This is a genomic window from Tibeticola sediminis, from assembly GCF_003843835.1.
GTDB lineage: Bacteria > Pseudomonadota > Gammaproteobacteria > Burkholderiales > Burkholderiaceae_C > Tibeticola > Tibeticola sediminis.
In genome coordinates, this window is sequence record NZ_RKQL01000001.1 from 122,995 (window position 1) to 143,467 (window position 20,473).

General features: G+C 63.5%; 20 protein-coding genes, 1 tRNA gene and 1 riboswitch. Of the genes, 15 read left to right on the forward strand and 6 right to left on the reverse strand.

What is annotated here, in order from left to right; translation table 11 throughout:
* The first annotated feature begins 6 nt into the window (after nucleotides 1-6).
* The 11 genes from EDC62_RS00595 (at nucleotide 7) to EDC62_RS00645 (ending at nucleotide 10,242) form a co-directional block, all read left to right on the forward strand.
* On the forward strand, nucleotides 7-393 hold the full coding sequence (locus tag EDC62_RS00595) for a DUF934 domain-containing protein (protein WP_124219308.1): 387 nt from the start codon (nucleotides 7-9) through the stop codon (nucleotides 391-393).
* Nucleotides 390-1,190 (forward strand): phosphoadenylyl-sulfate reductase, encoded by an 801-nt coding sequence (locus EDC62_RS00600; protein ID WP_124219310.1) that lies wholly within the window; start codon nucleotides 390-392, stop codon nucleotides 1,188-1,190. Before EDC62_RS00595 ends, EDC62_RS00600 begins: the two co-directional genes overlap by 4 nt.
* A complete protein-coding gene (gene cysD, locus EDC62_RS00605; RefSeq protein WP_124219312.1) occupies nucleotides 1,142-2,134 on the forward strand; it encodes a sulfate adenylyltransferase subunit CysD in 993 nt (330 codons plus the stop codon). The genes EDC62_RS00600 and cysD overlap by 49 nt, the downstream gene beginning before the upstream one ends.
* A 19-nt stretch (nucleotides 2,135-2,153) precedes the next feature.
* Nucleotides 2,154-3,545, forward strand: a complete 1,392-nt coding sequence (locus EDC62_RS00610) for a sulfate adenylyltransferase subunit 1 (RefSeq protein ID WP_124219315.1) — start codon at nucleotides 2,154-2,156, stop codon at nucleotides 3,543-3,545.
* Between the two features lie 127 nt (nucleotides 3,546-3,672).
* On the forward strand, nucleotides 3,673-4,002 hold the full coding sequence (gene fdxA / locus EDC62_RS00615; RefSeq protein ID WP_124219317.1) for a ferredoxin FdxA: 330 nt from the start codon (nucleotides 3,673-3,675) through the stop codon (nucleotides 4,000-4,002).
* A 20-nt stretch (nucleotides 4,003-4,022) separates the two neighbouring features.
* The gene (locus tag EDC62_RS00620; RefSeq protein WP_124219319.1) at nucleotides 4,023-5,123 is read left to right on the forward strand and encodes an NAD(P)/FAD-dependent oxidoreductase; all 1,101 of its coding nucleotides are present in this window, start codon (nucleotides 4,023-4,025) and stop codon (nucleotides 5,121-5,123) included.
* Between the two features lie 135 nt (nucleotides 5,124-5,258).
* Nucleotides 5,259-5,360, forward strand: a riboswitch (TPP riboswitch).
* Nucleotides 5,361-5,489: 129 nt separating this feature from the next.
* The gene (locus EDC62_RS00625) at nucleotides 5,490-7,610 is read left to right on the forward strand and encodes a TonB-dependent siderophore receptor (protein WP_245968703.1); all 2,121 of its coding nucleotides are present in this window, start codon (nucleotides 5,490-5,492) and stop codon (nucleotides 7,608-7,610) included.
* A gap of 57 nt (nucleotides 7,611-7,667) precedes the next feature.
* Nucleotides 7,668-7,743, forward strand: a tRNA-Asn gene (locus tag EDC62_RS00630).
* 161 nt (nucleotides 7,744-7,904) lie between these two features.
* Entirely contained in the window at nucleotides 7,905-8,657 is a 753-nt protein-coding gene (gene aat / locus EDC62_RS00635; RefSeq protein WP_124219323.1) for a leucyl/phenylalanyl-tRNA--protein transferase, read from the forward strand.
* Nucleotides 8,654-9,394 (forward strand): arginyltransferase, encoded by a 741-nt coding sequence (locus EDC62_RS00640; protein WP_124219326.1) that lies wholly within the window; start codon nucleotides 8,654-8,656, stop codon nucleotides 9,392-9,394. Before aat ends, EDC62_RS00640 begins: the two co-directional genes overlap by 4 nt.
* A 62-nt stretch (nucleotides 9,395-9,456) precedes the next feature.
* Nucleotides 9,457-10,242: an IclR family transcriptional regulator gene (locus EDC62_RS00645; protein WP_124219328.1), complete on the forward strand. Its 786-nt coding sequence runs from the start codon at nucleotides 9,457-9,459 to the stop codon at nucleotides 10,240-10,242.
* Between the two features lie 28 nt (nucleotides 10,243-10,270).
* On the opposite strand, the gene EDC62_RS00650 is transcribed toward EDC62_RS00645, so the two are convergent.
* From EDC62_RS00650 to EDC62_RS00675, 6 genes are all read right to left on the reverse strand, one after another.
* Nucleotides 10,271-11,320 carry a serine hydrolase gene (locus EDC62_RS00650; protein ID WP_124219330.1) on the reverse strand — a complete coding sequence of 350 codons (1,050 nt, stop codon included), beginning with the start codon at nucleotides 11,318-11,320 and terminating at the stop codon, nucleotides 10,271-10,273.
* Nucleotides 11,321-11,559: 239 nt separating this feature from the next.
* Nucleotides 11,560-13,098 (reverse strand): 2-isopropylmalate synthase, encoded by a 1,539-nt coding sequence (locus EDC62_RS00655; RefSeq protein WP_124219332.1) that lies wholly within the window; start codon nucleotides 13,096-13,098, stop codon nucleotides 11,560-11,562.
* A gap of 186 nt (nucleotides 13,099-13,284) precedes the next feature.
* Nucleotides 13,285-14,097, reverse strand: a complete 813-nt coding sequence (pssA, locus tag EDC62_RS00660) for a CDP-diacylglycerol--serine O-phosphatidyltransferase (protein ID WP_124219335.1) — start codon at nucleotides 14,095-14,097, stop codon at nucleotides 13,285-13,287.
* Between the two features lie 209 nt (nucleotides 14,098-14,306).
* Nucleotides 14,307-15,323: a ketol-acid reductoisomerase gene (gene ilvC / locus EDC62_RS00665; protein ID WP_124219337.1), complete on the reverse strand. Its 1,017-nt coding sequence runs from the start codon at nucleotides 15,321-15,323 to the stop codon at nucleotides 14,307-14,309.
* A 50-nt stretch (nucleotides 15,324-15,373) separates the two neighbouring features.
* Nucleotides 15,374-15,865 (reverse strand): acetolactate synthase small subunit, encoded by a 492-nt coding sequence (ilvN, locus tag EDC62_RS00670; protein ID WP_124219339.1) that lies wholly within the window; start codon nucleotides 15,863-15,865, stop codon nucleotides 15,374-15,376.
* A gap of 84 nt (nucleotides 15,866-15,949) precedes the next feature.
* Nucleotides 15,950-17,728 carry an acetolactate synthase 3 catalytic subunit gene (locus EDC62_RS00675; protein WP_124219341.1) on the reverse strand — a complete coding sequence of 593 codons (1,779 nt, stop codon included), beginning with the start codon at nucleotides 17,726-17,728 and terminating at the stop codon, nucleotides 15,950-15,952.
* Between the two features lie 320 nt (nucleotides 17,729-18,048).
* On the opposite strand from EDC62_RS00675, the gene EDC62_RS00680 reads away from it, so the two are divergent.
* The 4 genes from EDC62_RS00680 to EDC62_RS00695 are packed head-to-tail and all read left to right on the forward strand — an operon-like array spanning nucleotide 18,049 to nucleotide 20,466.
* Nucleotides 18,049-18,615 (forward strand): RNA polymerase sigma factor, encoded by a 567-nt coding sequence (locus EDC62_RS00680; RefSeq protein ID WP_124219343.1) that lies wholly within the window; start codon nucleotides 18,049-18,051, stop codon nucleotides 18,613-18,615.
* Nucleotides 18,612-19,067 (forward strand): DUF3619 family protein, encoded by a 456-nt coding sequence (locus EDC62_RS00685; RefSeq protein ID WP_124219345.1) that lies wholly within the window; start codon nucleotides 18,612-18,614, stop codon nucleotides 19,065-19,067. Before EDC62_RS00680 ends, EDC62_RS00685 begins: the two co-directional genes overlap by 4 nt.
* Nucleotides 19,067-19,900, forward strand: a complete 834-nt coding sequence (locus tag EDC62_RS13265) for a DUF3106 domain-containing protein (protein ID WP_124219347.1) — start codon at nucleotides 19,067-19,069, stop codon at nucleotides 19,898-19,900. The genes EDC62_RS00685 and EDC62_RS13265 overlap by 1 nt, the downstream gene beginning before the upstream one ends.
* A 23-nt stretch (nucleotides 19,901-19,923) precedes the next feature.
* Nucleotides 19,924-20,466 (forward strand): RDD family protein, encoded by a 543-nt coding sequence (locus EDC62_RS00695; RefSeq protein ID WP_124219349.1) that lies wholly within the window; start codon nucleotides 19,924-19,926, stop codon nucleotides 20,464-20,466.
* Nucleotides 20,467-20,473: the final 7 nt, after the last annotated feature.

The window sequence follows — 20,473 nt, forward strand, 5'->3', positions numbered from 1 at the left end:
AGGAATATGTCAACTTTGATAGCACTAAACGCTGATTTAACGCCGGCTATCGGCCAAAATAGCGTCAAACTCTCCAACACCGACGATGTCTTGGGCCTGGCGCTCGATCGCGTGCACTGCATCGAGCTCGAGTTCCCGCAATGGACCGATGGCCGGGCCTACAGCCAGGCCTGGCTGCTGCGCCGCCGCCGCGGCTTCCGAGGCGACATCCGCGCCACTGGCGATCTGCGGGTGGACCAGTTGCTGCAGCTGCGACGCTGCGGATTCAGTTCGGCCCAGTTTCCGCACCCCGTCGCCACATCGACCGTCGAACGCGCGCTCCAGGCGTTCAGCGGGTTTTATCAAGCGGACGCGCTCCATCCGCACGCGCGGCTGCTGCGGGAGGCCGCATGAACACAGCGACACCTGCAGCCCAGGCCGTCGCCACTTCGAGCCGGGCGGCCGTCGAGCGCTATGCCCGGGTTGAGGCCGGCTATGCCGAGCGGCTGGCCGCGACCGAAGCGCTGCTTCGCCGCGCCGCCCAGGAGTCCCCGGCGGTCCAGGCCAACAGTCTCGGCGCCGAGGACATGGTGGTGTTACACATCATCAACCGCCTGGAACTCCCCATCGCCGGCTTCGTGCTCGATACCGGCCGTCTCCATGCGGAAACGCTCGCCCTGCTCGAGCGCACGCAGCGCGCCCAAGCCAGTCGGCCAGACGCGCCGTTGAAGGTTTACCGGCCGGATGCCGACGCGGTCGACGCGCTCGTCGCGCAACAAGGACTCGACGGGATCTACCGCAGCATCGACGCGCGCAAGCGCTGCTGCGCCGTCCGCAAGCTCGAGCCGCTCGGCCGCGCCCTCGCCGGCCACCGTGCCTGGGTCACGGGCCTCAGACGCGAACAGTCGGAGTCGCGCCAGGGTGTCCTGCCCATCGAGGCCGACGGCAAGGTCCCGGGAGGCCCCGCGCTCAAGTTCAACCCGTTGGCCGACTGGTCCTGGGGCGATGTCTGGCGCTACATCGCCGAGCACGAGGTCGACTACAACGCTTTGCACGACCATTTCTACCCCAGCATCGGCTGCGAGCCCTGCACCCGGGCCGTCGCGCTCGGCGAGGACCTGCGCGCTGGTCGCTGGTGGTGGGAGCAAGAAAACGTCAAGGAATGCGGCCTGCATGTGACGCCGCTCAACGCTCAAGGAGTCCCGAAGTGAATGCCCCGATCGAGAAACTGCCGTTGCGCGCAGCCGCAACCGCGGCGTTGTCCCAACACCACCTCGATGCACTCGAGGAAGAGACGATTTACCTCCTGCGCGAGGTCACCGCAGCCTTCGAGCGGCCCGCGCTCTTGTTCTCGGGCGGCAAGGACTCGCTGGTGCTGTTGCGCTGTGCCGAGAAGGCGTTTGGCCGGGGTCGGCTGCCCTGGCCGCTCTTGATGATCGACACCGGGCACAACTACCCGGAAGTTCTCGCCGTGCGTGACGCGCGCGCGGCCGAGCTGGGTGCGCGTTTGATCGTGCGGAGTGTGGAGGACTCGATGGCACGCGGCACGGTCCGGCTCGCCCGGCCCGATGAGAGCCGCAACGCCCACCAGTCGGTCACCTTGCTCGAAGCCATCGAGGAGTTCCGCTTCGATGCGCTCATCGGCGGCGCACGGCGCGACGAAGAAAAAGCCCGCGCCAAAGAGCGGATCTTCAGCCACCGCGACAGCTTCGGACAGTGGGACCCCAAGGCTCAGCGGCCCGAGCTCTGGACGCTGTTCAATACCCGGCTGCACCCAGGCGAACATTTCCGCGTCTTCCCGATCTCGAACTGGACCGAGCTCGACGTCTGGCAATACATCGCCCGCGAGGGCATCACACTGCCCTCGCTCTACTACAGCCACCGGCGCCCGGTCGTCGAGCGACGCGGCCTGCTCGTGCCGGTCACCCCGCTGACACCGCCGCGGCCGGGGGAGATCGTCGAAGAGCGCGCCGTGCGCTTTCGCACCGTCGGCGACATCACCTGCACCTGCCCGGTCGAGAGCCAGGCACGAACCCCCGAGGAAATCATCGCCGAGACCCTCGAGGCCGAAGTCAGCGAACGCGGCGCAACGCGCATGGACGACCAGACGAGCGAAGCCTCGATGGAGCGCCGCAAGAAAGACGGCTATTTTTGACGCAAGGGCAGTACCCGATATGACTCCTCAATCGATAGCAACCAACGACCGTTTTACGCCGGGGTACGGCCAAAAAGACACCCAAAGCGCCCTACGCCTCATCACCTGCGGCTCGGTCGATGACGGCAAAAGCACCTTGATCGGGCGGCTGCTGCTCGACAGCCGCGCCGTGCTGCGCGACCAGCTGGCGAGCGCGCAGCGCAGCGGCACGATGGATCTGGCCGCCTTCACCGACGGCCTGCTCGCCGAGCGTGAGCAAGGCATCACCATCGACGTGGCCTGGCGTTACTTCGCCACGCCGCGCCGCAAGTTCATCATGGGCGACGCTCCGGGGCATGAGCAATACACCCGCAACATGGTCACGGCAGCCAGCCAGGCCGACGCCGCGGTCATCCTCGTCGATGCGCTCAAGCTGCGCTGGCAGGAAGCCAAGCTCGACCTGCTGCCCCAGACGCGCCGCCATGCCTTGCTTGCCGGGCTGTTGCGGGTGCCAACGCTGATCTTTGCGGTCAACAAGCTCGATGCCATCGACGCGCCCGAAGCCGCTTTTGCAGCCATCTCGGCTGCCATCGAGCGCTTCGCCGCCCAGGCCCGACTCGACGTCGCGGCCATCGTCCCCATCTCGGCGCTGGAAGGACACAACGTCGTCACGCCCGCGCCCGAACCGCAGTGGTGCGGCTACCAGGGCCCCACGCTGCGTGAGCACCTCGAAGCCGCCCCCTGCCGCGAGGCCGATCCCGCAGAACCCTTGGCCTTTCCGGTGCAATGGGTCGAGTCCATGGCCCAGGCCGCGCACGTGGATCGTGGGCGTCGCATCCTCTGGGGTCGGCTCGCCGAAGGCACCCTGCAAGTCGGCACGCCAGTGCGGGTCTTCCCGAGCGGGCAAACCGCGACGGTCGTCGAACTGCTCGACGCCCGCCGCCAGCCCAGCACGGGCATCACGGCCGGCCACAGTGCCGGCGTGATTCTCGACCGCGAGCTCGATATTTCGCGCGGTGACTGGCTCCTCGTCGACGACGGGGCGGCCGCGCAAGACACCCCGCTGCGCTCGGAAATCGAGGCGACGGTTGCCTGGATGGACGTCGAGCCCTTGGTGCCTGGGCGTCTGTACTGGGCGCTGCACGGGCATCGCTGGGTCAAGGCCAAAGTGCGCGAAGTGCGCCAGTGCCTCGACATTCAAACCTTGCAGCCACAAGCGGCGCACGCCTTGCACGCCAATGAAATCGGGAATGTGGTGCTTCAAGTCCAACAAGCGCTGCCCATCCGTCCCTACGCGCGCAGCCGCACGCTGGGCGCGCTGATCCTGGTCGATACGGCGACGCATCACACCGCCGCGGCGGTGCTCGCTGGGGAACCGTCTTGCTCGGCGTTGCGGTTCGCGCCCGCTTCCGGTACGGGCGGGAAGGAATGATGTAAATCAAGGACGCCCGCTGGGGTCTCCCGGACAATTCGGGGGGCGTCCGCAGCCCGCCCGATAAAATGTGCGTCTTTGCGCTTTCCCTTGCGCGGCGCCGTATTCACCCTCGAGATCTCTCAACATGACCCACGTTGTCACCGAAGCCTGCATCAACTGCAAGTACACCGATTGCGTCGACGTTTGCCCCGTGGACTGCTTCCGCGAAGGGCCCAACTTTCTGGCGATCGACCCGGACGAGTGCATCGACTGCGCGGTGTGCATTCCCGAGTGCCCGGTGAACGCGATCTTCGCCGAGGAAGACCTGCCCAAGGATCAGGTCCACATGACGAAGATCAACGCTGAACTCTCCAAGCTGCCAACCTGGAAGAGCATCACCAAGCGCAAAGCGCCGCTGCCCGATGCCGAAGCCTGGAAAGACAAAACCGGCAAGCTCCAATACCTCGTCCGCTGACTCTCCGAAACGGCCCGCCCATGGAACCCAACATCGCCCCCAACGTGGCCGAGACGGCCGCGGCCCATTCCGGCCCGATCGAGACCGATGCCGTGATCGTCGGTGCCGGTCCGGTCGGCCTTTTTCAGGTCTTCGAGCTCGGGCTGCTCGAAATCAAGGCTCATGTCGTCGACTCGCTCAACTATCCGGGCGGCCAGCCCGTCGAGCTCTACCCCGACAAGCCCATCTACGACATCCCCGCCGTCCCGGTCTACACCGGGCAGGAGCTGACCGATAACCTGCTGAAACAAATCGCGCCGTTCGAGCCCACGTTCCACTTCGGCCAAACGGTCACCACGGTCCAAAAACAGGAAGACGGCCGCTTCTTCGTCGCCACGTCCAAAGGCACGACCTTCTTGACCAAGACCGTGTTCATCGCCGCGGGCGTCGGTGCGTTCGAGCCCCGCACGCTCAAGGTCGATGGCATCGAAAAATTCGAAGGCAAGCAACTGTTCTACCGGGTGCGCGACCCCTCCATGTTCGCCGGCAAAAACCTCGTGATTGCCGGCGGCGGCGACTCCGCGCTCGACTGGACGCTCAACTTCGTCGCCGACGGCCCCAACAAGGCCGAAAGCGTCATCCTGATCCATCGCCGCGACGGCTTCAAGGCAGCCCCGGCCAGCGTCGCCAAGATGCGCGAGCTCTGCGACCAGTATGAAATGCAGTTCATCGTCGGACAAATCACCGGCTTTGAGGAAAAGGACGACCGTCTCACCGCCGTCAAAGTCACCGGCTCCGACGGTGTCACCCGCGTCGTGCCGCTCGACATGCTGCTGGTGTTCTTCGGCCTCTCGCCCAAGCTCGGGCCCATCGCAGACTGGGGCCTGGAAATCGACCGCAAGCAAATCGTCGTCGACACCGAAAAGTTCTCGACCAACATCCCCGGCATCTTCGCCGTCGGCGACATCAACACCTACCCCGGCAAGAAAAAGCTCATCCTCTCGGGCTTCCACGAATGCGCCTTGGCCGCCTTCGGCGCCGTGCCTTTCGTCTTCCCCGAGAAAAAGGTCTTTCTGCAATACACCACGACCAGCCCCAAACTGCACAAGGTGCTGGGGGTCGAGACACCGGTGTTCGACTGAAGACTTGCAGCCGCTTCCAAAGCCCGCCGAGCGCGGGCTTTTTGTTTTTTCTGGCGACCCTGGGGCAAGGCGTGCCCACACCACGAGAGGTGCCCCTGAAAGTACCCTTACAATCACGTTCGCTCCCGTTGAGGGTGCATTCGCTAGGGGTGTTGCGGCCAGCCCGGCCGCGACTGAGAAAGTCCCTTTGAACCTGATTGAGGTAATCCTCGCGCAGGGAAGCAAGCTCTATGGCCCACACGCCGCACGGCGTGCCACACGGCCACACCAGCGACGCCGACCTGCCATAACGTTGAAGGAAACGTGATGGCGTCTCTCCAGCCAAAATCTCCAAGAAATCGCCAGTTCGCCAGCGCAAACTGGTCTTTGTCTGCTATCGTTCTTGCAGCGCAAGCCGCACTGGCACAGACTGAGCCACCCGCAGCGACACTCGCGCCCGTCACCGTGAGCGCGCCGCGCCCCGCACCTGCGGCCGATGTGACTGGCTTCGGCGCATGGCCATTGCGCGAACTGCCGCTGTCGGCGCAAGTCATTGACCGCGAGGCCATCGATCTTTGGGGCGCACAGCGTCTGGCCGACCTCACGCGGCTCGATGCCTCGGTGTCCGACGCCTACAACGCGCCCGGCTACTGGGACTTCTTGACCGTCCGCGGCTTCGTCATCGACAACCGCACCAACTACCGGCGCGAAGGCTTGCCAATCAGCGCCGAGACCACGATCCCGCTCGACAACAAAGAGCGGGTCGAAATTCTCAAAGGCACGAGCGGGCTGCAAGCCGGGGTCAGTGCGCCGGGTGGCTTGGTCAACTACGTTGTCAAGCGCCCGACCGACGAAACGCTGCGCGAAGCGCGCCTGCAGTTCACCGAGCGGCGCAGCCTGCTCGCCGCGGTCGATCTCGGCGGGCGTTTCGGCCCGCAAGACGCTTATGGCTACCGGCTCAACCTCGCCACTGAGTCGCTGCGGCCCCTCACGCGCAACCTCGACGGCAATCGCAACCTGGCCGCACTCGCGCTCGACTGGCGGGCCAATGCCGACACGCTGGTCGAAGCCGAAGTCGAAGCCAGCCGCAAGCACCAGCCGAGCCAGCAGGCATTCAGTTTGCTGGGCGACCGACTGCCTCCCCCGGTCGACCCGCGCCTGAACCTGAACAATCAGCCCTGGTCGCAACCATCGGACTTTCAAGCCTTGACTGGGAGCGTGCGCCTGACCCAGCAAATCGATGCCGATTGGCGCTGGTCCGCCCAGCTCGGCAGCCAGCGTCTCAAAAGCAACGACCGCATCGCCTATGCCTTTGGCTGCAGCGCCGAGAACCGCTACGACCGATTCTGCAGCGACGGCAGCTTCGACCTCTATGACTACCGCAGCGAGGACGAATACCGAACGCAGCAAGCCGCACGCGCCGACCTGCGGGGCACGGTTGCATGGGGAGGCATCACCCACGAGCTGGGCTTCGGGCTGCTGGCCAGCCAGTTGCGCAACCATTTCCAGCCCCAGGCCTACAACTGGGTCGGTACCGGCACGGTGGATGGCCTGAGTGTCGTCCCGCCCGACCCCACGCCCGCCGACCCCAACACCAACCGGGACGAGCGCAGCTTGGAGTTCGCACTCACCGACACGATGCGGTTCAGCCCGCGCGCCACGCTTTGGCTGGGACTGCGGCACACCCGGCTTTCGCGCGACAGCATCCGCACCGATGGCCGACGCGCCACGCATTACACGCAGGGCATCACGACCCCATGGGTCGCTTTGTCCTACCGCCTCACGCCGGCGCTGCAGGCATATGCCAGCTACGGCGAGGGGGTGGAGTCTCAGGTCGTCCCGAACAAGCCTTCGCAGTATCTCAACGCTGGGCAGGCGCTGCCGGCGCTGAAGTCGCGCCAATGGGAAGCCGGACTCAAAGGCGGCGAAGAGCGCGAGGGAGCGCTCGGGTGGCAGATCGCCCTCTTCCGCATTCAGCGCCCGATGAGCAACCTCGACGCTTGCGCCCGCCTGGGCCTCTCGCCTTGCTTGGGCCAGTATGACGGCGAGGCCATCCACCGCGGCGTCGAAGCCTCGGCCCACTGGAAACATGGCCCGTGGCAGCTGGGCGCAAGCGCTACCCTGCTCGACGCCCGACGCGAAGGCAGTCTGATCGAACCCGAAACCAACGGGCAGCGGCCCACCAACGTGCCGCGCGCCGTGTTGCGCGCCCAGGCAAGTTGGCAAGCCGCTGAAGTGCCGGGCCTGAGCCTTGCCGCGTTGCTTGCGCACGAAGGCCCGCGCCAAGTGCTGCCCGACGGCTCGATGACCCTACCGGGCTGGACCACGGTCGACGCCAGCCTGCGCTACCAAACCCGAGCGAGAACCACGCTGCTCACCTGGACGGCAGGCATCGACAATCTGTTCGACCGACGCTATTGGAAGGAATCTCCGTTCCAGTATGGCCATGTCTACCTCTATCCCGGCGCGGCGCGCACCGCCCGCTTCGGGCTAAGCGCACGTTTTTGAAAAATCCTCGGCCAGCGGCCGAATCAGCCAAATTTTGACGCTATAATTTCGTTCTGTTCCCCGATAGCTCAGTCGGTAGAGCGCCGGACTGTTAATCCGTAGGTCCCTGGTTCGAGCCCAGGTCGGGGAGCCAAGTCAACAAAAAGCCAGCAACTCTGCTGGCTTTTTTATTGCGCGTGATTCCGACATCCATGGGGCCACATCGCAGCGAGACATCCCGCGCGCCAGCCACGGCATACTCGCCCCGTTCCGGGCTTTGCTTACCCGACTGCACCCCTCACGAACCTGACGCGCATGCGACGCCTGCCCCTCCTGCGACCCGGCGAGCCCTTTCCCCCAGTCGGATCCGCCTGGGGACCCGAAACGCCCGCGCCGGGATTACTGGCCGCCGGTGGCGCGCTCGATATGCCCACCCTTTTGCTCGCCTACTCGAGCGGAATTTTCCCGTGGTACGCCGATGACCAGCCCATCCTCTGGTGGAGCCCCGACCCCCGCATGGTGCTCGATGTGGCGGATTTCCGCCTGCACCGATCCCTACGCAAGACGTTGCTTCGGTTCACCGCGCGCCAAGGCTGCGCCATCCGCTTCGACAGCGCCTTCGACCAAGTCATCGAAGCCTGCGCCCTGGCGCCCCGGAGCGGCCAAGCAGGAACCTGGATCACGTCCGACATGAGGGCCGCTTACCAGCGCCTTCATGCACACGGGTATGCCCACAGCGTCGAGACCTGGATCGATGGTGCACTGGTCGGCGGGCTCTATTGCGTCAGCATCGGCCGCGCCGTCTTCGGCGAATCCATGTTCGCCCGCGCCACGGACGCCTCCAAGATCGCGCTGAGCGCCTTGGTCGCGTTTTGCCGCGCCGAAAATCTCCCGCTGATCGACTGTCAGCAAAACACCCGTCATCTGGCCTCCCTCGGCGCGCGCGAAATCGCACGCTCGGACTTCCTCAATCGCATCCGCGCGCTCACACCCCTACCCCCTCCAAGCTGGACGTTCCGACCCGTATACTGGCAAACACTGCTCGCTTCCGCTGAAACCCAGCCGTGACGCACCTCAAAGACCTGCCCCCTCAGGCGCTTCAGTTTTACGCCACCTCGACCTACGAGTGCAGTTACCTCGAGGGGCGCATCGCCCGCTCCCAAGTCGCGACGCCCAGCCACCGGGTCGACCGCGGGATCTATTCCCAATTGGTTCAACAGGGTTTCCGCCGCAGTGGCATCTTCACCTACCGGCCATATTGCGACGAGTGCCGCGCCTGCGTACCGATCCGCATCCCCGTTTCCGCCTTCGAGCCCAATCGAAGCCAAAGGCGCACCCGAAACCGCCTCCAGCATCTCGAAGCGCACCCCGAACCCTTGGCGTTTCAGCCCGACCATTACCGGCTCTACCTCGAGTATCAAGCGGCTCGACACGCAGGCGGCGGCATGGATCAGGACAGCATCGACCAATATCAGCAATTCCTGCTGCAAAGCCGCGTCGAATCGCGCCTGGTCGAATTTCGAGAGCCGGCTTTGGACACGCAGGTCGCCGGAGCCTTGCGCATCGTCAGCATCATCGACCTGCTGGACGATGGCCTCTCGGCCGTCTACACCTTTTACGACCCGAGGGAGTCCCAGCGCGGCTACGGCACTTATGCGGTGTTGTGGCAGATCGAATATGCGCGCCGCCTCGGGCTCCCGTTCGTCTACCTCGGCTACTGGATCGCAGAGAGCCGAAAGATGAACTACAAGGCCCAGTTTCGGCCGAACGAGCGCTTGATCAACGGTCGCTGGGTCCGCTCCTGAGCGCGGAACACCCGGCGGCCCAGATTTCACTGCGTAAAATTCAGTTCTCCGTGAATGAACGCATGAAATCAGCAATCGCCTCCGTCGACAAGTCACCCAGCATCCAGGTCATTGCGCGCATGTTCGCGCTGATCGATGCACTGGCCGAACATTCGCGCCCGGTGAGCCTCAAAGACCTGAGCGCGGCAACCGGCCTTCATGCGTCAACCGCCCACCGCATCCTCAATGACCTCGCCATGGGCGGGTTTGTCGAACGCCCAGAACCCGGTTTTTATCGCCTGGGGATGCGCTTTCTCGAGCTGGGGAACCGCGTCAAAAGTCGTCTCAGCGTGCGCGAAGCCGCGCTGGAACCGATGCGCGAGTTGCACAAACTCACGCAGCAGCCCGTCAACCTCAGCATCCGTCAAGGCGACGAAATCGTCTACGTCGAGCGTGCCTACAGCGAGCGATCCGGGATGCAGGTCGTCCGTGCCATTGGCGCGCGAGCGCCCTTGCATCTGACCTCGGTCGGAAAGCTGTTCCTCGCCGAAGACGACCCGCAACGGGTCCGCGCGTACGCCACCCGCACCGGCCTTGCCGGGCACACCAGCAACAGCATCACCCGCATCAACGATCTCGAGCGCGACCTCAACCGCGTTCGCCAGTGCGGGCTGGCCCGGGACAACGAGGAACTCGAACCTGGCGTGCGCTGCATTGCCGCAGGCATCCGCAACGATCAAGGCCAACTGGTCGCCGGACTTTCGATTTCGGCACCCGCCGAGCGCCTCGACGAAGGCTGGATCCCCAAGCTCGAAGCCACCGCTGCGCGTATCTCAGAGGCCTTGGGCTACACGCCTCCTCGGCGCTGAAGACAGCGGGGTGCTTCCACGCCGCCGATCAACCCCGCGCAGCGCCGGTTGCGCCACCACGCGCCGCCGTTGGTGCGGGATGCTGAGCCTCGACCCAGCGGCGAACCCGCTCGGCATCGGCGATGCGGCTCAATTTACCCGCCGAATCGAGAAACACCATGATGAGCTTGCGGCCCGCCACCTTGGCCTGCATGACGAGACATTGGCCGGCCTCCGAGATATAGCCCGTCTTCTGCAGGCCAATCTCCCACACCGGACTCTTGACGAGCCGATTCGTGTTGTTGAACTGCAGCAGCCGGTTCCCAACGGCCACCTCGTAACCCGGAGATGTGGACAGTTCGCGCAGACGTGCGTCGTGCGATGCGGCCGCGACGAGCGTGGCCAGATCTCGGGCGCTCGACTGGTTTTGGCTCGACAGCCCGGTCGGCTCGACATAACGGGTATCGCGCATACCCAACGCTTTGGCCCGTTCATTCATTCGGGCCACAAACACCGAAAGCCCTCCGGGGAAGGTCCGACCCAAGGCGTGCGCCGCGCGGTTCTCGCTCGACATCAGTGCCAAATGCAGTAGTTCACCGCGTGTGAGCTCGGTGCCAACAGCGAGCCGCGAACGGCTGCCTTTTTCCGTATCGACATCGTCTTGCGTGATGGTGATCTTCTCGTCCATCGGCAACTGAGCCTCGCTGATGATCAGACCGGTCATCAGCTTGGTGATCGACGCGATCGGCAAGACCGCCTGCTCGTTTTTGCTCAGCAAGACCTCGTTCGTGTCCTGATCGACGACCAAAGCCACGCTGGAGCGCAAATCGAGCGGGTCGCGAACCTCATGTAGCCCCGCGAGCGCCCCAAACGAAGGCTGAGCAGGAACGACCGCTGCAGCGGTTCGCACCGGCCGCGCCGCGTGTTTACGAACCCCGGCCCGTGTATTTCGAGCCGTCGTCGCTTTGCGGACGCGCGGCGGCTCGGCCGTCTTTTTCGCCACCGTAACGCCCCCGCGGGGCACCGACGCTGCCGCAGGCGACTGCACGAAAACAGCCGACAGGAGAATCACGATGAGGGAGACAGAGCGACGGAACATAGTGCTTTCAAGGAAGAATCAACGACGGACCGAGCCACCGATCGAAGCATCAAAGCGGTGATGCCAACTCCATGGCCCGATTGAAACACAAAAACACGCGAACCCTCAATAGCTTGCGATGATTTTATGAGGCGCCTTGTGAAAACCAGGGAGGGCCGGTTCGTTGACGCGCCGATCACACCCCGGCACTCGGCCCCCGCAGCGAACCGCGAAGTAGCTGGCGAGCGATCAGGCTAGGCTCAGCCTTGCGCGGCGACACGCTCGGCCTTGCTGCTGAGCTTGTTGAGTGCGTTGAGGTACGCTTTGGCAGAAGCCACCACGATGTCCGGGTCAGCCCCAACGCCGTTGACGATACGGCCGCTGCTCTGCAGGCGAATCGTCACTTCCCCCTGGCTTTCGGTCGAGCCGCTGATGGCGTTGACCGAATACAAAACGACTTCGGCACCGCTTTGCACATGGGACTCGATCGCCTTGAGCGAAGCATCGACCGGTCCGTTGCCGTCGGATTCCGCCCGGACCTCGTGGCCGTCCTCGGAAAAAACGATCACCGCATGCGGGCGCTCTCCGGTCTCGCTGTGCTGAGCCAAGGAAACAAAGGCGTAGCGATCGTGCTCCTGGGCATGGCGCTCTTCGCTGACCAGCGCCAAAATGTCCTCGTCGAAGATCTCACTCTTGCGGTCGGCCAGTTCCTTGAATCGGGCAAACGCCGCGTTGATCTCCGCCTCGCTCTCCAAGGCCACGCCCAGCTCTTGAAGTCGTTGTTTGAAGGCGTTCCGCCCGCTGAGCTTGCCCAAGACGATTTTGTTGGCACTCCAGCCCACATCCTCGGCCCGCATGATTTCGTAAGTGTCGCGCGCCTTGAGCACCCCGTCCTGGTGGATCCCCGAGGCGTGGGCGAACGCGTTCGCGCCCACCACGGCCTTGTTCGGCTGAACCGGAAAACCCGTAATCTGACTCACCATGCGGCTCGCAGCGACGATGTGCCGGGTGTCGACGCCCACGTCGAGCCCGAAATAGTCGCGCCGCGTCTTGACCGCCATGACCACTTCTTCGAGCGCGCAGTTACCCGCCCGTTCGCCCAAGCCATTTATCGTGCATTCGACCTGGCGCGCCCCGCCGATTTTGACCCCGGCGAGCGAGTTGGCGACCGCCATCCCCAGGTCATTGTGGCAATGGACCGACCAGATCGCCTTATCGGAGTTCGGAATGCGCTCACGCAGCGTGCGGATGAAGTTGCCATAGAGCTCCGGCACGGCGTAGCCGACCGTATCCGGAACGTTGATCGTCGTCGCTCCTTCATCAATCACCGCTTCGATCACCCGGCAAAGAAAGTCGACGTCGCTGCGGTAGCCATCTTCAGGGCTGAACTCCACGTCTTCGACCAAGTTGCGCGCATAACGTACCGCGAGCTTGGCCTGTTCGAACACCTGGTCTGGGGTCATGCGCAACTTCATCTCCATATGAACCGGAGACGTCGCGATGAAGGTATGAATGCGCGCACGATTGGCCCCCTTGAGCGCCTCGGCGGCTCGGGAGATGTCCCGATCGTTCGCACGCGCCAGCGAGCAGACGGTCGAATCCTTGATCGCGTCCGCGACCGCCTTCACGGCCTCAAAGTCCCCATTGGAACTGGCAGCAAAGCCAGCCTCGATCACGTCCACTTTGAGTCGCTCCAGTTGACGCGCGATCCGCAGCTTTTCGTCACGGGTCATGGAGGCGCCGGGCGATTGTTCGCCGTCGCGCAAAGTGGTGTCGAAGATGATCAGCTTGTCAGCCATGTCGGAACTCCTGGGAAAACTCGAAACCGCAACGAAAAACCGAGGTCAAAGCAAAAGGCCCGCTGCGGGGGCAAACGGGCCTTTTGAGGATCAAGCGCGAACGCTAGCTACCCCGCCCGTCGGACAGTCGAAGTAGCAGCAGCGGAAACGCGAAGTTCATGCAATGCACTGTATCACAGCCCACCGTCAATGATGCAGCCCCCGCTCGTCGGGCTCATCTGTCGACGTGCTGATGACACTGGTCGGCTGCCCATGCCAGCGACGCCAGGCATAGACCACGTACCCGCTGAACCCGTAGACCACAAACAAGGAAAAGAGCACGGCCGGTGGATGGATGTTGATCACGGCAATCCCCAGCGCAATGGCGACCACCGCTACGAACGGAACCGTTTGCTTGAGTTTCACATCCTTGAAGCTGTAGAAGGGCACATTCGTGACCATGGTCAAGCCGGCGTACAGCGCCACGGCGAACATGGGCCAGGCCAGCTCCGCGCCTTGAAACCCGGCATCGTTGGCGACCCAAATGAAGCCCATGACCAGCGCCGCCGCCGCCGGCGATGGCAGGCCCTGGAAATAGCGCTTATCCACCACGCTGGTGTTGACGTTGAAGCGCGCCAAGCGCAGGGCCGCGCACGCGCAGTAGACGAAACCCGCGATCCAGCCCCAACGTCCCAAACCGCGCAAGGCCCATTCATAGGCGATCAAGGCCGGCGCAGCCCCGAAGGACACCATATCCGACAAAGAGTCCATCTGTTCACCAAACGCGCTTTGGGTGTTGGTCATCCGCGCGACACGGCCATCCAGGCTGTCGAGCACCATGGCGGCAAATACGCCCGTGGCTGCGGCATCGAAGCGGCCGTTCATGGCCATCACGATCGCATAAAAGCCCCCGAACAGGGCGGCCAAGGTAAACAGGTTCGGAAGGATGTAAATACCCTTGCGACGTTTGCGAACGGCGACACCGGGTGTCGTACCGTCCGCCTCGTTTCCGTCATGCATATCGTTCGTCGTCCAACGTCGTTTCATTCGAGCAGCCGAGAGGCTGCGCTTTCAAGCGTTTCGGCCAACCTGGCCCGGTCGCAAGCGCGCAACGGCCAGCGCTACACCTGACAGCACTGGTAGCGAAGTGTACGCCCCGGGGCTGGGGGCGCCGAGGCTCCAATACAAAGGGCCACCGAGGTGGCCCTGAGGAGTAGCGGTGAATCCGCTCAGTTCCGGCTCTGATCCACAAGCTTGTTCTTCGCGATCCAGGGCATCATGGCTCGCAACTGCGCGCCCACGACCTCGATCGGGTGCTCCGCCGTGATGCGCCGACGGGCGGTCATGCTCGGGTAGTTCAGTCGACCCTCTTGAATGAACATCTTGGCATAGTCACCGTTCTGGATGCGCTTCAAGGCATTGCGCATGGCCTTGCGCGACTCCTCATTGATCACTTCGGGGCCGGTCACGTACTCGCCAAACTCCGCATTGTTGGAGATCGAGTAGTTCATGTTGGCAATGCCGCCTTCGTAGATCAGGTCAACGATGAGCTTGAGCTCGTGCAGGCATTCGAAGTAGGCCATCTCGGGCGCGTAACCCGCCTCGACGAGGGTCTCGAACCCCATCTTGACCAATTCCACCGCGCCGCCGCACAGCACGGCCTGCTCACCGAACAAGTCGGTCTCGGTCTCTTCCTTGAAGGTGGTCTCGATGATGCCCGCCTTGCCGCCGCCATTGGCCATGGCGTAGGAGAGCGCCAATTCGCGAGCCTTCCCGGAACGATCCTGATGCACCGCAATCAGGTGCGGCACCCCGCCACCTTGCGTGTAGGTGCTGCGAACCGTGTGCCCGGGCGCCTTCGGAGCCACCATCCAAACGTCGAGATCGGCGCGGGGAACGACCTGGTTGTAATGGATGTTGAAGCCGTGGGCGAATGCCAAGGACGCGCCCTGCCGGATGTGGGGTTCGACATTGTTCTTGTAGACCTCGGCGATTTGCTCGTCGGGCAACAGGATCATGACCACGTCCGCCGCCTTGACGGCTTCGTTCACTTCGAGCACCGTGAGGCCGGCCTTGCCCACCTTGTCCCACGAGGCGCCGCCCTTGCGCAGGCCGACAACGACCTTGACGCCGCTGTCATTGAGGTTTTGGGCATGGGCATGACCCTGCGAACCATAGCCGATGATGGCAACCGTTTTGCCTTTGATGAGGCTGAGGTCACAGTCTTTGTCGTAGAAAACTTTCATTCCTTCTCCTAAAAAATGTTGAATGGATCAAAACCCAGGGAATCAGGGAGTCAAACGCGCAAAATTCGCTCACCGCGCCCGATGCCACTGGCGCCGGTTCGGACGGTTTCCAAAATGGCCGTCCGGTCGATGGCGTCCAAAAAAGCGTCGTTCTTGGCCTGATCGCCGGTCAGTTCGATGGTGTAGCTCTTTTCCGTCACATCGATGATGCGCCCGCGGAAGATATCCGCCATGCGCTTCATCTCTTCGCGCTCTTTGCCCACCGCGCGTACCTTCACCATCATCAGTTCGCGCTCGGTATAAGCGCCTTCGGTCAGGTCGACGACCTTGACGACCTCGATCAAACGGTTCAGGTGCTTGGTGATCTGCTCAATCACATCGTCCGAACCGGTGGTCTGGATGGTCATGCGCGACAGAGACGGGTCTTCGGTCGGGGCCACGGTGAGCGACTCGATGTTGTAGCCGCGGGCCGAGAACAAGCCGACCACGCGCGACAAGGCACCGGCCTCGTTTTCAATCAATACTGCAATGATGTGTTTCATTCATGAGCCCTCATTTCGCCCACCCTCCCCCGCAGCCGGTAAGCCGCGGGCTTGGTGCGCGATAGATTCGTCCTGGTTCAGCGATTAGAGGTCCTCGGAACCGAGCAGCATCTCCGTGATGCCTCGTCCCGCCTGCACCATCGGGAAGACGTTCTCCGTCGGATCGGTGCGGAAGTCCAAGAAAACCGTCCGGTCCTTGAGTTTGCGTGCCTCGCGCAAGGCCGGCTCGACGTCCTGCGGACGCTCGATCAGCATCCCGACGTGGCCGTACGCCTCGGCCAGTTTGACGAAGTTCGGCAGCGCATCCATGTAGCTGTGACTGTATCGACCCGAGTACTCGATTTCCTGCCACTGCCGCACCATGCCCAGATAACGGTTGTTGAGCGAGAGAATCTTGATCGGCGTGTTGTATTGCAGGCAGGTCGAGAGTTCCTGGATGCACATCTGCACCGAACCTTCGCCCGTCACACAGAACACTTCACTCTCGGGCTTGGCGAGTTTGATGCCCATGGCATAGGGAATACCGACGCCCATGGTGCCCAGCCCGCCCGAGTTGATCCAGCGCCGAGGCCGCTCGAACTTGTAATACTGCGCCGCCCACATCTGGTGTTGCCCCACATCGGAGGTGATGTAGGCGTCGGCGTCGCGGGTCATGTTCCACAGCGTCTCGATGACATACTGTGGCTTGATGACCTCGGTGTTGGCGCGGTCATAAGCCAGGCAGTCACGCGCCCGCCAGGATTCGATCGTTTCCCACCAGGCCCCGAGCGCCTGCTGATCCGGGCGTTGTCCCGCCTCGCGGATCATGTGGATCAATTCGTTCAGAACTTCTTTGACATCGCCGACGATGGGCACATCGACCTTGACCCGCTTCGAGATGCTCGATGGGTCGATGTCGATGTGAATGATCTTGCGCTCGTTTTGGGCGAAATGCTTGGGGTTTCCGATCACCCGGTCATCGAAACGGGCGCCCACGGCAAGCAGAACGTCGCAGTTCTGCATCGTCATATTGGCCTCGTAAGTGCCGTGCATGCCCAGCATGCCGAGAAAGCGTCGATCGGTCGCCGGAACCGCACCCAGCCCCATCAGTGTATGGGTCACGGGGTAACCCAGCAGGTCGACCAGGGTGCGCAGCTCCTCGGTAGCGTTCCCCAGCAAGACGCCGCCGCCGGTGTAGATGTAGGGCCGCTTGGCCGACAGAAGCAGCTGCAGCGCCTTGCGGATCTGACCGCCGTGCCCGCGTCGAACCGGGTTATAGGAGCGCATCTCGACGGTTTCGGGATAGCCGCGGTAGGTCGTCTTGTTGAACGAAACGTCCTTCGGAATATCCACCACCACGGGACCCGGGCGACCGGTCCGCGCGATGTGAAACGCCTTTTTCATGACTTCGGCGAGTTGCCGAACGTCCTTGACCAGAAAGTTGTGTTTGACGATGGGCCGCGTGATGCCAACGGTGTCGCATTCCTGAAAAGCATCGAGCCCGATCGCAGCCGTTGGCACCTGGCCGGTGATCACCACCATCGGAATGCTGTCCATGTACGCGGTCGCGATGCCGGTGACCGCGTTGGTCACGCCGGGCCCGGAGGTCACGAGCGCAACACCGACCTCGCCGGTTGCCCGTGCGTAGCCGTCCGCCGCGTGGATGGCCGCTTGCTCGTGACGCACCAGGACGTGTTGAATCGTGTCCTGCTTGTAGAGCGCGTCGTAGATATGCAGAACCGCACCGCCAGGGTAGCCCCACAGATACTTGACACCTTCGGCCTGCAGCGCCTTGACGAGGATTTCGGCGCCGCGAAGCTCCTCGGGATGGCGGTGACCCGCCGTTTGAGCGGCCACCGCCAGCTCTTTTTTCGATACTTCCATATTCAACCTTTCAGAATTTCTCTGACGAAAAACCTAGGGTGCCCCTTGGCCGCGCTCTCGTGAAGCCGCTTCGGGACTTGAGGCCAAGACCATGGGCGTGCTGCTTGCGCCGCCGGGCCAGGACCCGTTTCTCCGGTGTCGGAATTACAGATTATCGCACCCGCCGCAGCCGAGCTCGGGCCCGCCGCCCAAAGATGGGCTGCCACAAGCCGCGAAATGACCCCAGGACCAAGCGGCGATAATTGCTGGCTTTTCCGACGCACCCCAGGGCGGGTTGGTCTTGAACGCCAACGGCCCCATTTGACCCTTTCACAACAGCCTTGGCTACTGAACGCGAGTTGTCCGAATTCCTCCGCAGCGTCGAGCGCAAGGCGTTCAAGCGCGCGCTCTATCACGTGCGCGACGAGGAGGCTGCGCTCGACATCGTGCAAGACAGCATGATGAAGCTCGCGGAGCACTACGGCGACAAGCCCGCTGACGAACTGCCGATGTTGTTCCAGCGCATCCTGTCGAACAGCACGCTCGACTGGTTTCGTCGGCGCAAGACGCGGAATGCGATCTTCAGCAACCTCTCGGACTTCGAGGGCCCCGAGGGTGAGGGGGAATTCGATCTGCTCGAAACTTTTCCGCAGAGCCAGGAATCCATCGACGAAGACAGCCCGGAAGTCAGCACGAGCCGCAAGGAAACCCTTCTGCAGATCGAGGAAGCGTTGATGGACCTCCCGCCACGTCAACGCGAAGCCTTCCTGCTGCGTTACTGGGAGGATCTCGACGTTGCAGAAACCGCCGCTGCCATGGGCTGTTCCGAAGGCAGCGTCAAAACCCATTGCTCGCGCGCTGTACACACGTTGGCCCAAGCGCTGCGCGCCAAAGGAATTCGACTATGAACACCCGCGCCCACACCACGACCCCATCGCCGGAAGATCGGTTTGGCCGATCGGTCGCTGCCGTGCTGAGTCTGGGGACGGCCGAGCTTCCACACGAAATCAGCGAGCGCCTCAGAGCCGCTCGGGAGCGCGCCGTCGCCGTGCGTCGGCGGGAGGCCGTGCTCCGTCCGCAGACCGCCAGCGCTGTCGAGATTCAAAGCGACATGACGGCCAGCCTGGGCAGCGGCGGTGAATCGGAAGCCTGGTGGCGCCGAGCTTGGGCTTTGTTGCCGCTGCTCGCTTTGCTCTGGGGCCTGTACCTGCTCGAACACGCGTTCAACGACGAGCGTGCACAAGAGGCGGCTGCAATCGATGCGGCCTTGCTCACCGATGACCTGCCGCCACAGGCCTACACGGATCCGGGCTTCATCCAGTTTTTGAAGGTCGCTCCGACCCAGGGTGCCGGGCGCTGATGAACCGAGGTTCCGTTCGGCTGAGCCAGCCGCTTTCCGAAACCGGGTCACCGTCGGCTGACGTGCTGCGGCGCGGCCTCCGTGCGGCGGGATGCTTTTGGTTTGTCGCCTTGATTTCGACGTTGGCGTGGAACGCATCGGCGCAAGTCCTGACTGCAGCCCCTTCTCCGGCACCGGGGACGTCACTGACCCCAGCGGCTGCGCCCGCGCTTGCGGCATCTGCGCCAAAGGCTCCGCCCAAAAAAATCCTGTCGGGGCCGCCGCCCTTGCTGGCGAGCCAACAATCGGACTGGAACGAACTGAGTTCGGAGGAACAACGGGCATTGCGACCCTTGGCGCCGATTTGGAGCAAGCTGGACCCCCTGCAAAAACGCAAATGGCTGGCGCTGGCCAGAAATTTCGACGGGATGAGCTCCGAAGAGCAATCGGTTCTACAGAGCCGCATGACGGAATGGGCCCGCTTGAGCCCGCGGCAACGCACCCTCGCTCGCCTCAATTTCTGGGAGAGCCAGCAGCTGAAGGTCGAAGACAAGCGTGCGCTTTGGGAAGCCTATCAGGCTCTGCCGGAAGAAGAGCGCCGCCGACTCGCCGCGGCTGCCCAACCCCCGAACGGAACCAGAAAGCCCGGAAAGCTCGTCACTCCGCTGGCCTCGCCTGCTGCGGAGAAGACGGCCTCCAGCTCAGCTTCACCGCCTGCGCCCGGGTCTGCGCCGCATGAACCGCCACCCGGTGGCGCTCAGCCCGGTGGAGCTGGCCAAAGGAGCGCAACCATCCCCGGGCTGCGTCCCAAGACGCTGCTGCCCCTGCGTAGTGGCGCTGGGCCCCGCCCGTGACGGCGCCGAAAGAGACCATTCCGATGGCTGAGTCCGCACCCGATCGGCTGCCGACGCCCTCCCTTGGGCGCCGCATGGCCTGCTGGTTGTACGAAGGGATGCTGTTGTTCGGCGTGGTCTTCGTCGCCGGCTATCTCTTTAGCAGCTTGACGCAGACCCGCCATGCGCTGCAGAACCGCCACGCGCTTCAGGCGTTCATCTTCGTCGTCTGCGGCATTTACTTCACCTGGTTTTGGTCCAAGGGCCAAACCCTGGCCATGAAGACCTGGCATCTGCGGATCACCGATCGCAACGGCCAGCCCCTGACGCAAACCAGAGCCTTGATCCGATACCTTTTGAGTTGGCTTTGGTTTTTGCCCGCCTTGGCCATCAGCGCCGCGCTGAACGTTACGGGAAGCGCCGCCTTGTCCGTCTGGATCCTCTGGGCGGGGGTTTGGATGCTGGCCGCGCGCTTCGATCCGGACCGGCAGTTTCTCCACGACCGGATCGCCGGCACACGGATCGTGACGACGGTCGGTACGGGCTCGGCCGCGGGGGCCAGTCCCACGGAGAATCGCCCCACGTGAAGCCTGC

Bases quoted from the DNA above. Each gene is read 5' to 3' on its own strand.
- EDC62_RS00595 (WP_124219308.1), top strand. From the start codon at position 7: ATGTCAACTTTGATAGCACTAAACGCTGATTTAACGCCGGCTATCGGC.
- EDC62_RS00600 (WP_124219310.1), top strand. From the start codon at position 390: ATGAACACAGCGACACCTGCAGCCCAGGCCGTCGCCACTTCGAGCCGG.
- cysD (WP_124219312.1), top strand. From the start codon at position 1,142: ATGCGGCCTGCATGTGACGCCGCTCAACGCTCAAGGAGTCCCGAAGTG.
- EDC62_RS00610 (WP_124219315.1), top strand. From the start codon at position 2,154: ATGACTCCTCAATCGATAGCAACCAACGACCGTTTTACGCCGGGGTAC.
- fdxA (WP_124219317.1), top strand. From the start codon at position 3,673: ATGACCCACGTTGTCACCGAAGCCTGCATCAACTGCAAGTACACCGAT.
- EDC62_RS00620 (WP_124219319.1), top strand. From the start codon at position 4,023: ATGGAACCCAACATCGCCCCCAACGTGGCCGAGACGGCCGCGGCCCAT.
- aat (WP_124219323.1), top strand. From the start codon at position 7,905: ATGCGACGCCTGCCCCTCCTGCGACCCGGCGAGCCCTTTCCCCCAGTC.
- EDC62_RS00645 (WP_124219328.1), top strand. From the start codon at position 9,457: ATGAAATCAGCAATCGCCTCCGTCGACAAGTCACCCAGCATCCAGGTC.
- EDC62_RS00650 (WP_124219330.1), bottom strand. From the start codon at position 11,320: ATGTTCCGTCGCTCTGTCTCCCTCATCGTGATTCTCCTGTCGGCTGTT.
- EDC62_RS00655 (WP_124219332.1), bottom strand. From the start codon at position 13,098: ATGGCTGACAAGCTGATCATCTTCGACACCACTTTGCGCGACGGCGAA.
- pssA (WP_124219335.1), bottom strand. From the start codon at position 14,097: ATGCATGACGGAAACGAGGCGGACGGTACGACACCCGGTGTCGCCGTT.
- ilvC (WP_124219337.1), bottom strand. From the start codon at position 15,323: ATGAAAGTTTTCTACGACAAAGACTGTGACCTCAGCCTCATCAAAGGC.
- ilvN (WP_124219339.1), bottom strand. From the start codon at position 15,865: ATGAAACACATCATTGCAGTATTGATTGAAAACGAGGCCGGTGCCTTG.
- EDC62_RS00675 (WP_124219341.1), bottom strand. From the start codon at position 17,728: ATGGAAGTATCGAAAAAAGAGCTGGCGGTGGCCGCTCAAACGGCGGGT.
- EDC62_RS00685 (WP_124219345.1), top strand. From the start codon at position 18,612: ATGAACACCCGCGCCCACACCACGACCCCATCGCCGGAAGATCGGTTT.
- EDC62_RS13265 (WP_124219347.1), top strand. From the start codon at position 19,067: ATGAACCGAGGTTCCGTTCGGCTGAGCCAGCCGCTTTCCGAAACCGGG.
- EDC62_RS00695 (WP_124219349.1), top strand. From the start codon at position 19,924: ATGGCTGAGTCCGCACCCGATCGGCTGCCGACGCCCTCCCTTGGGCGC.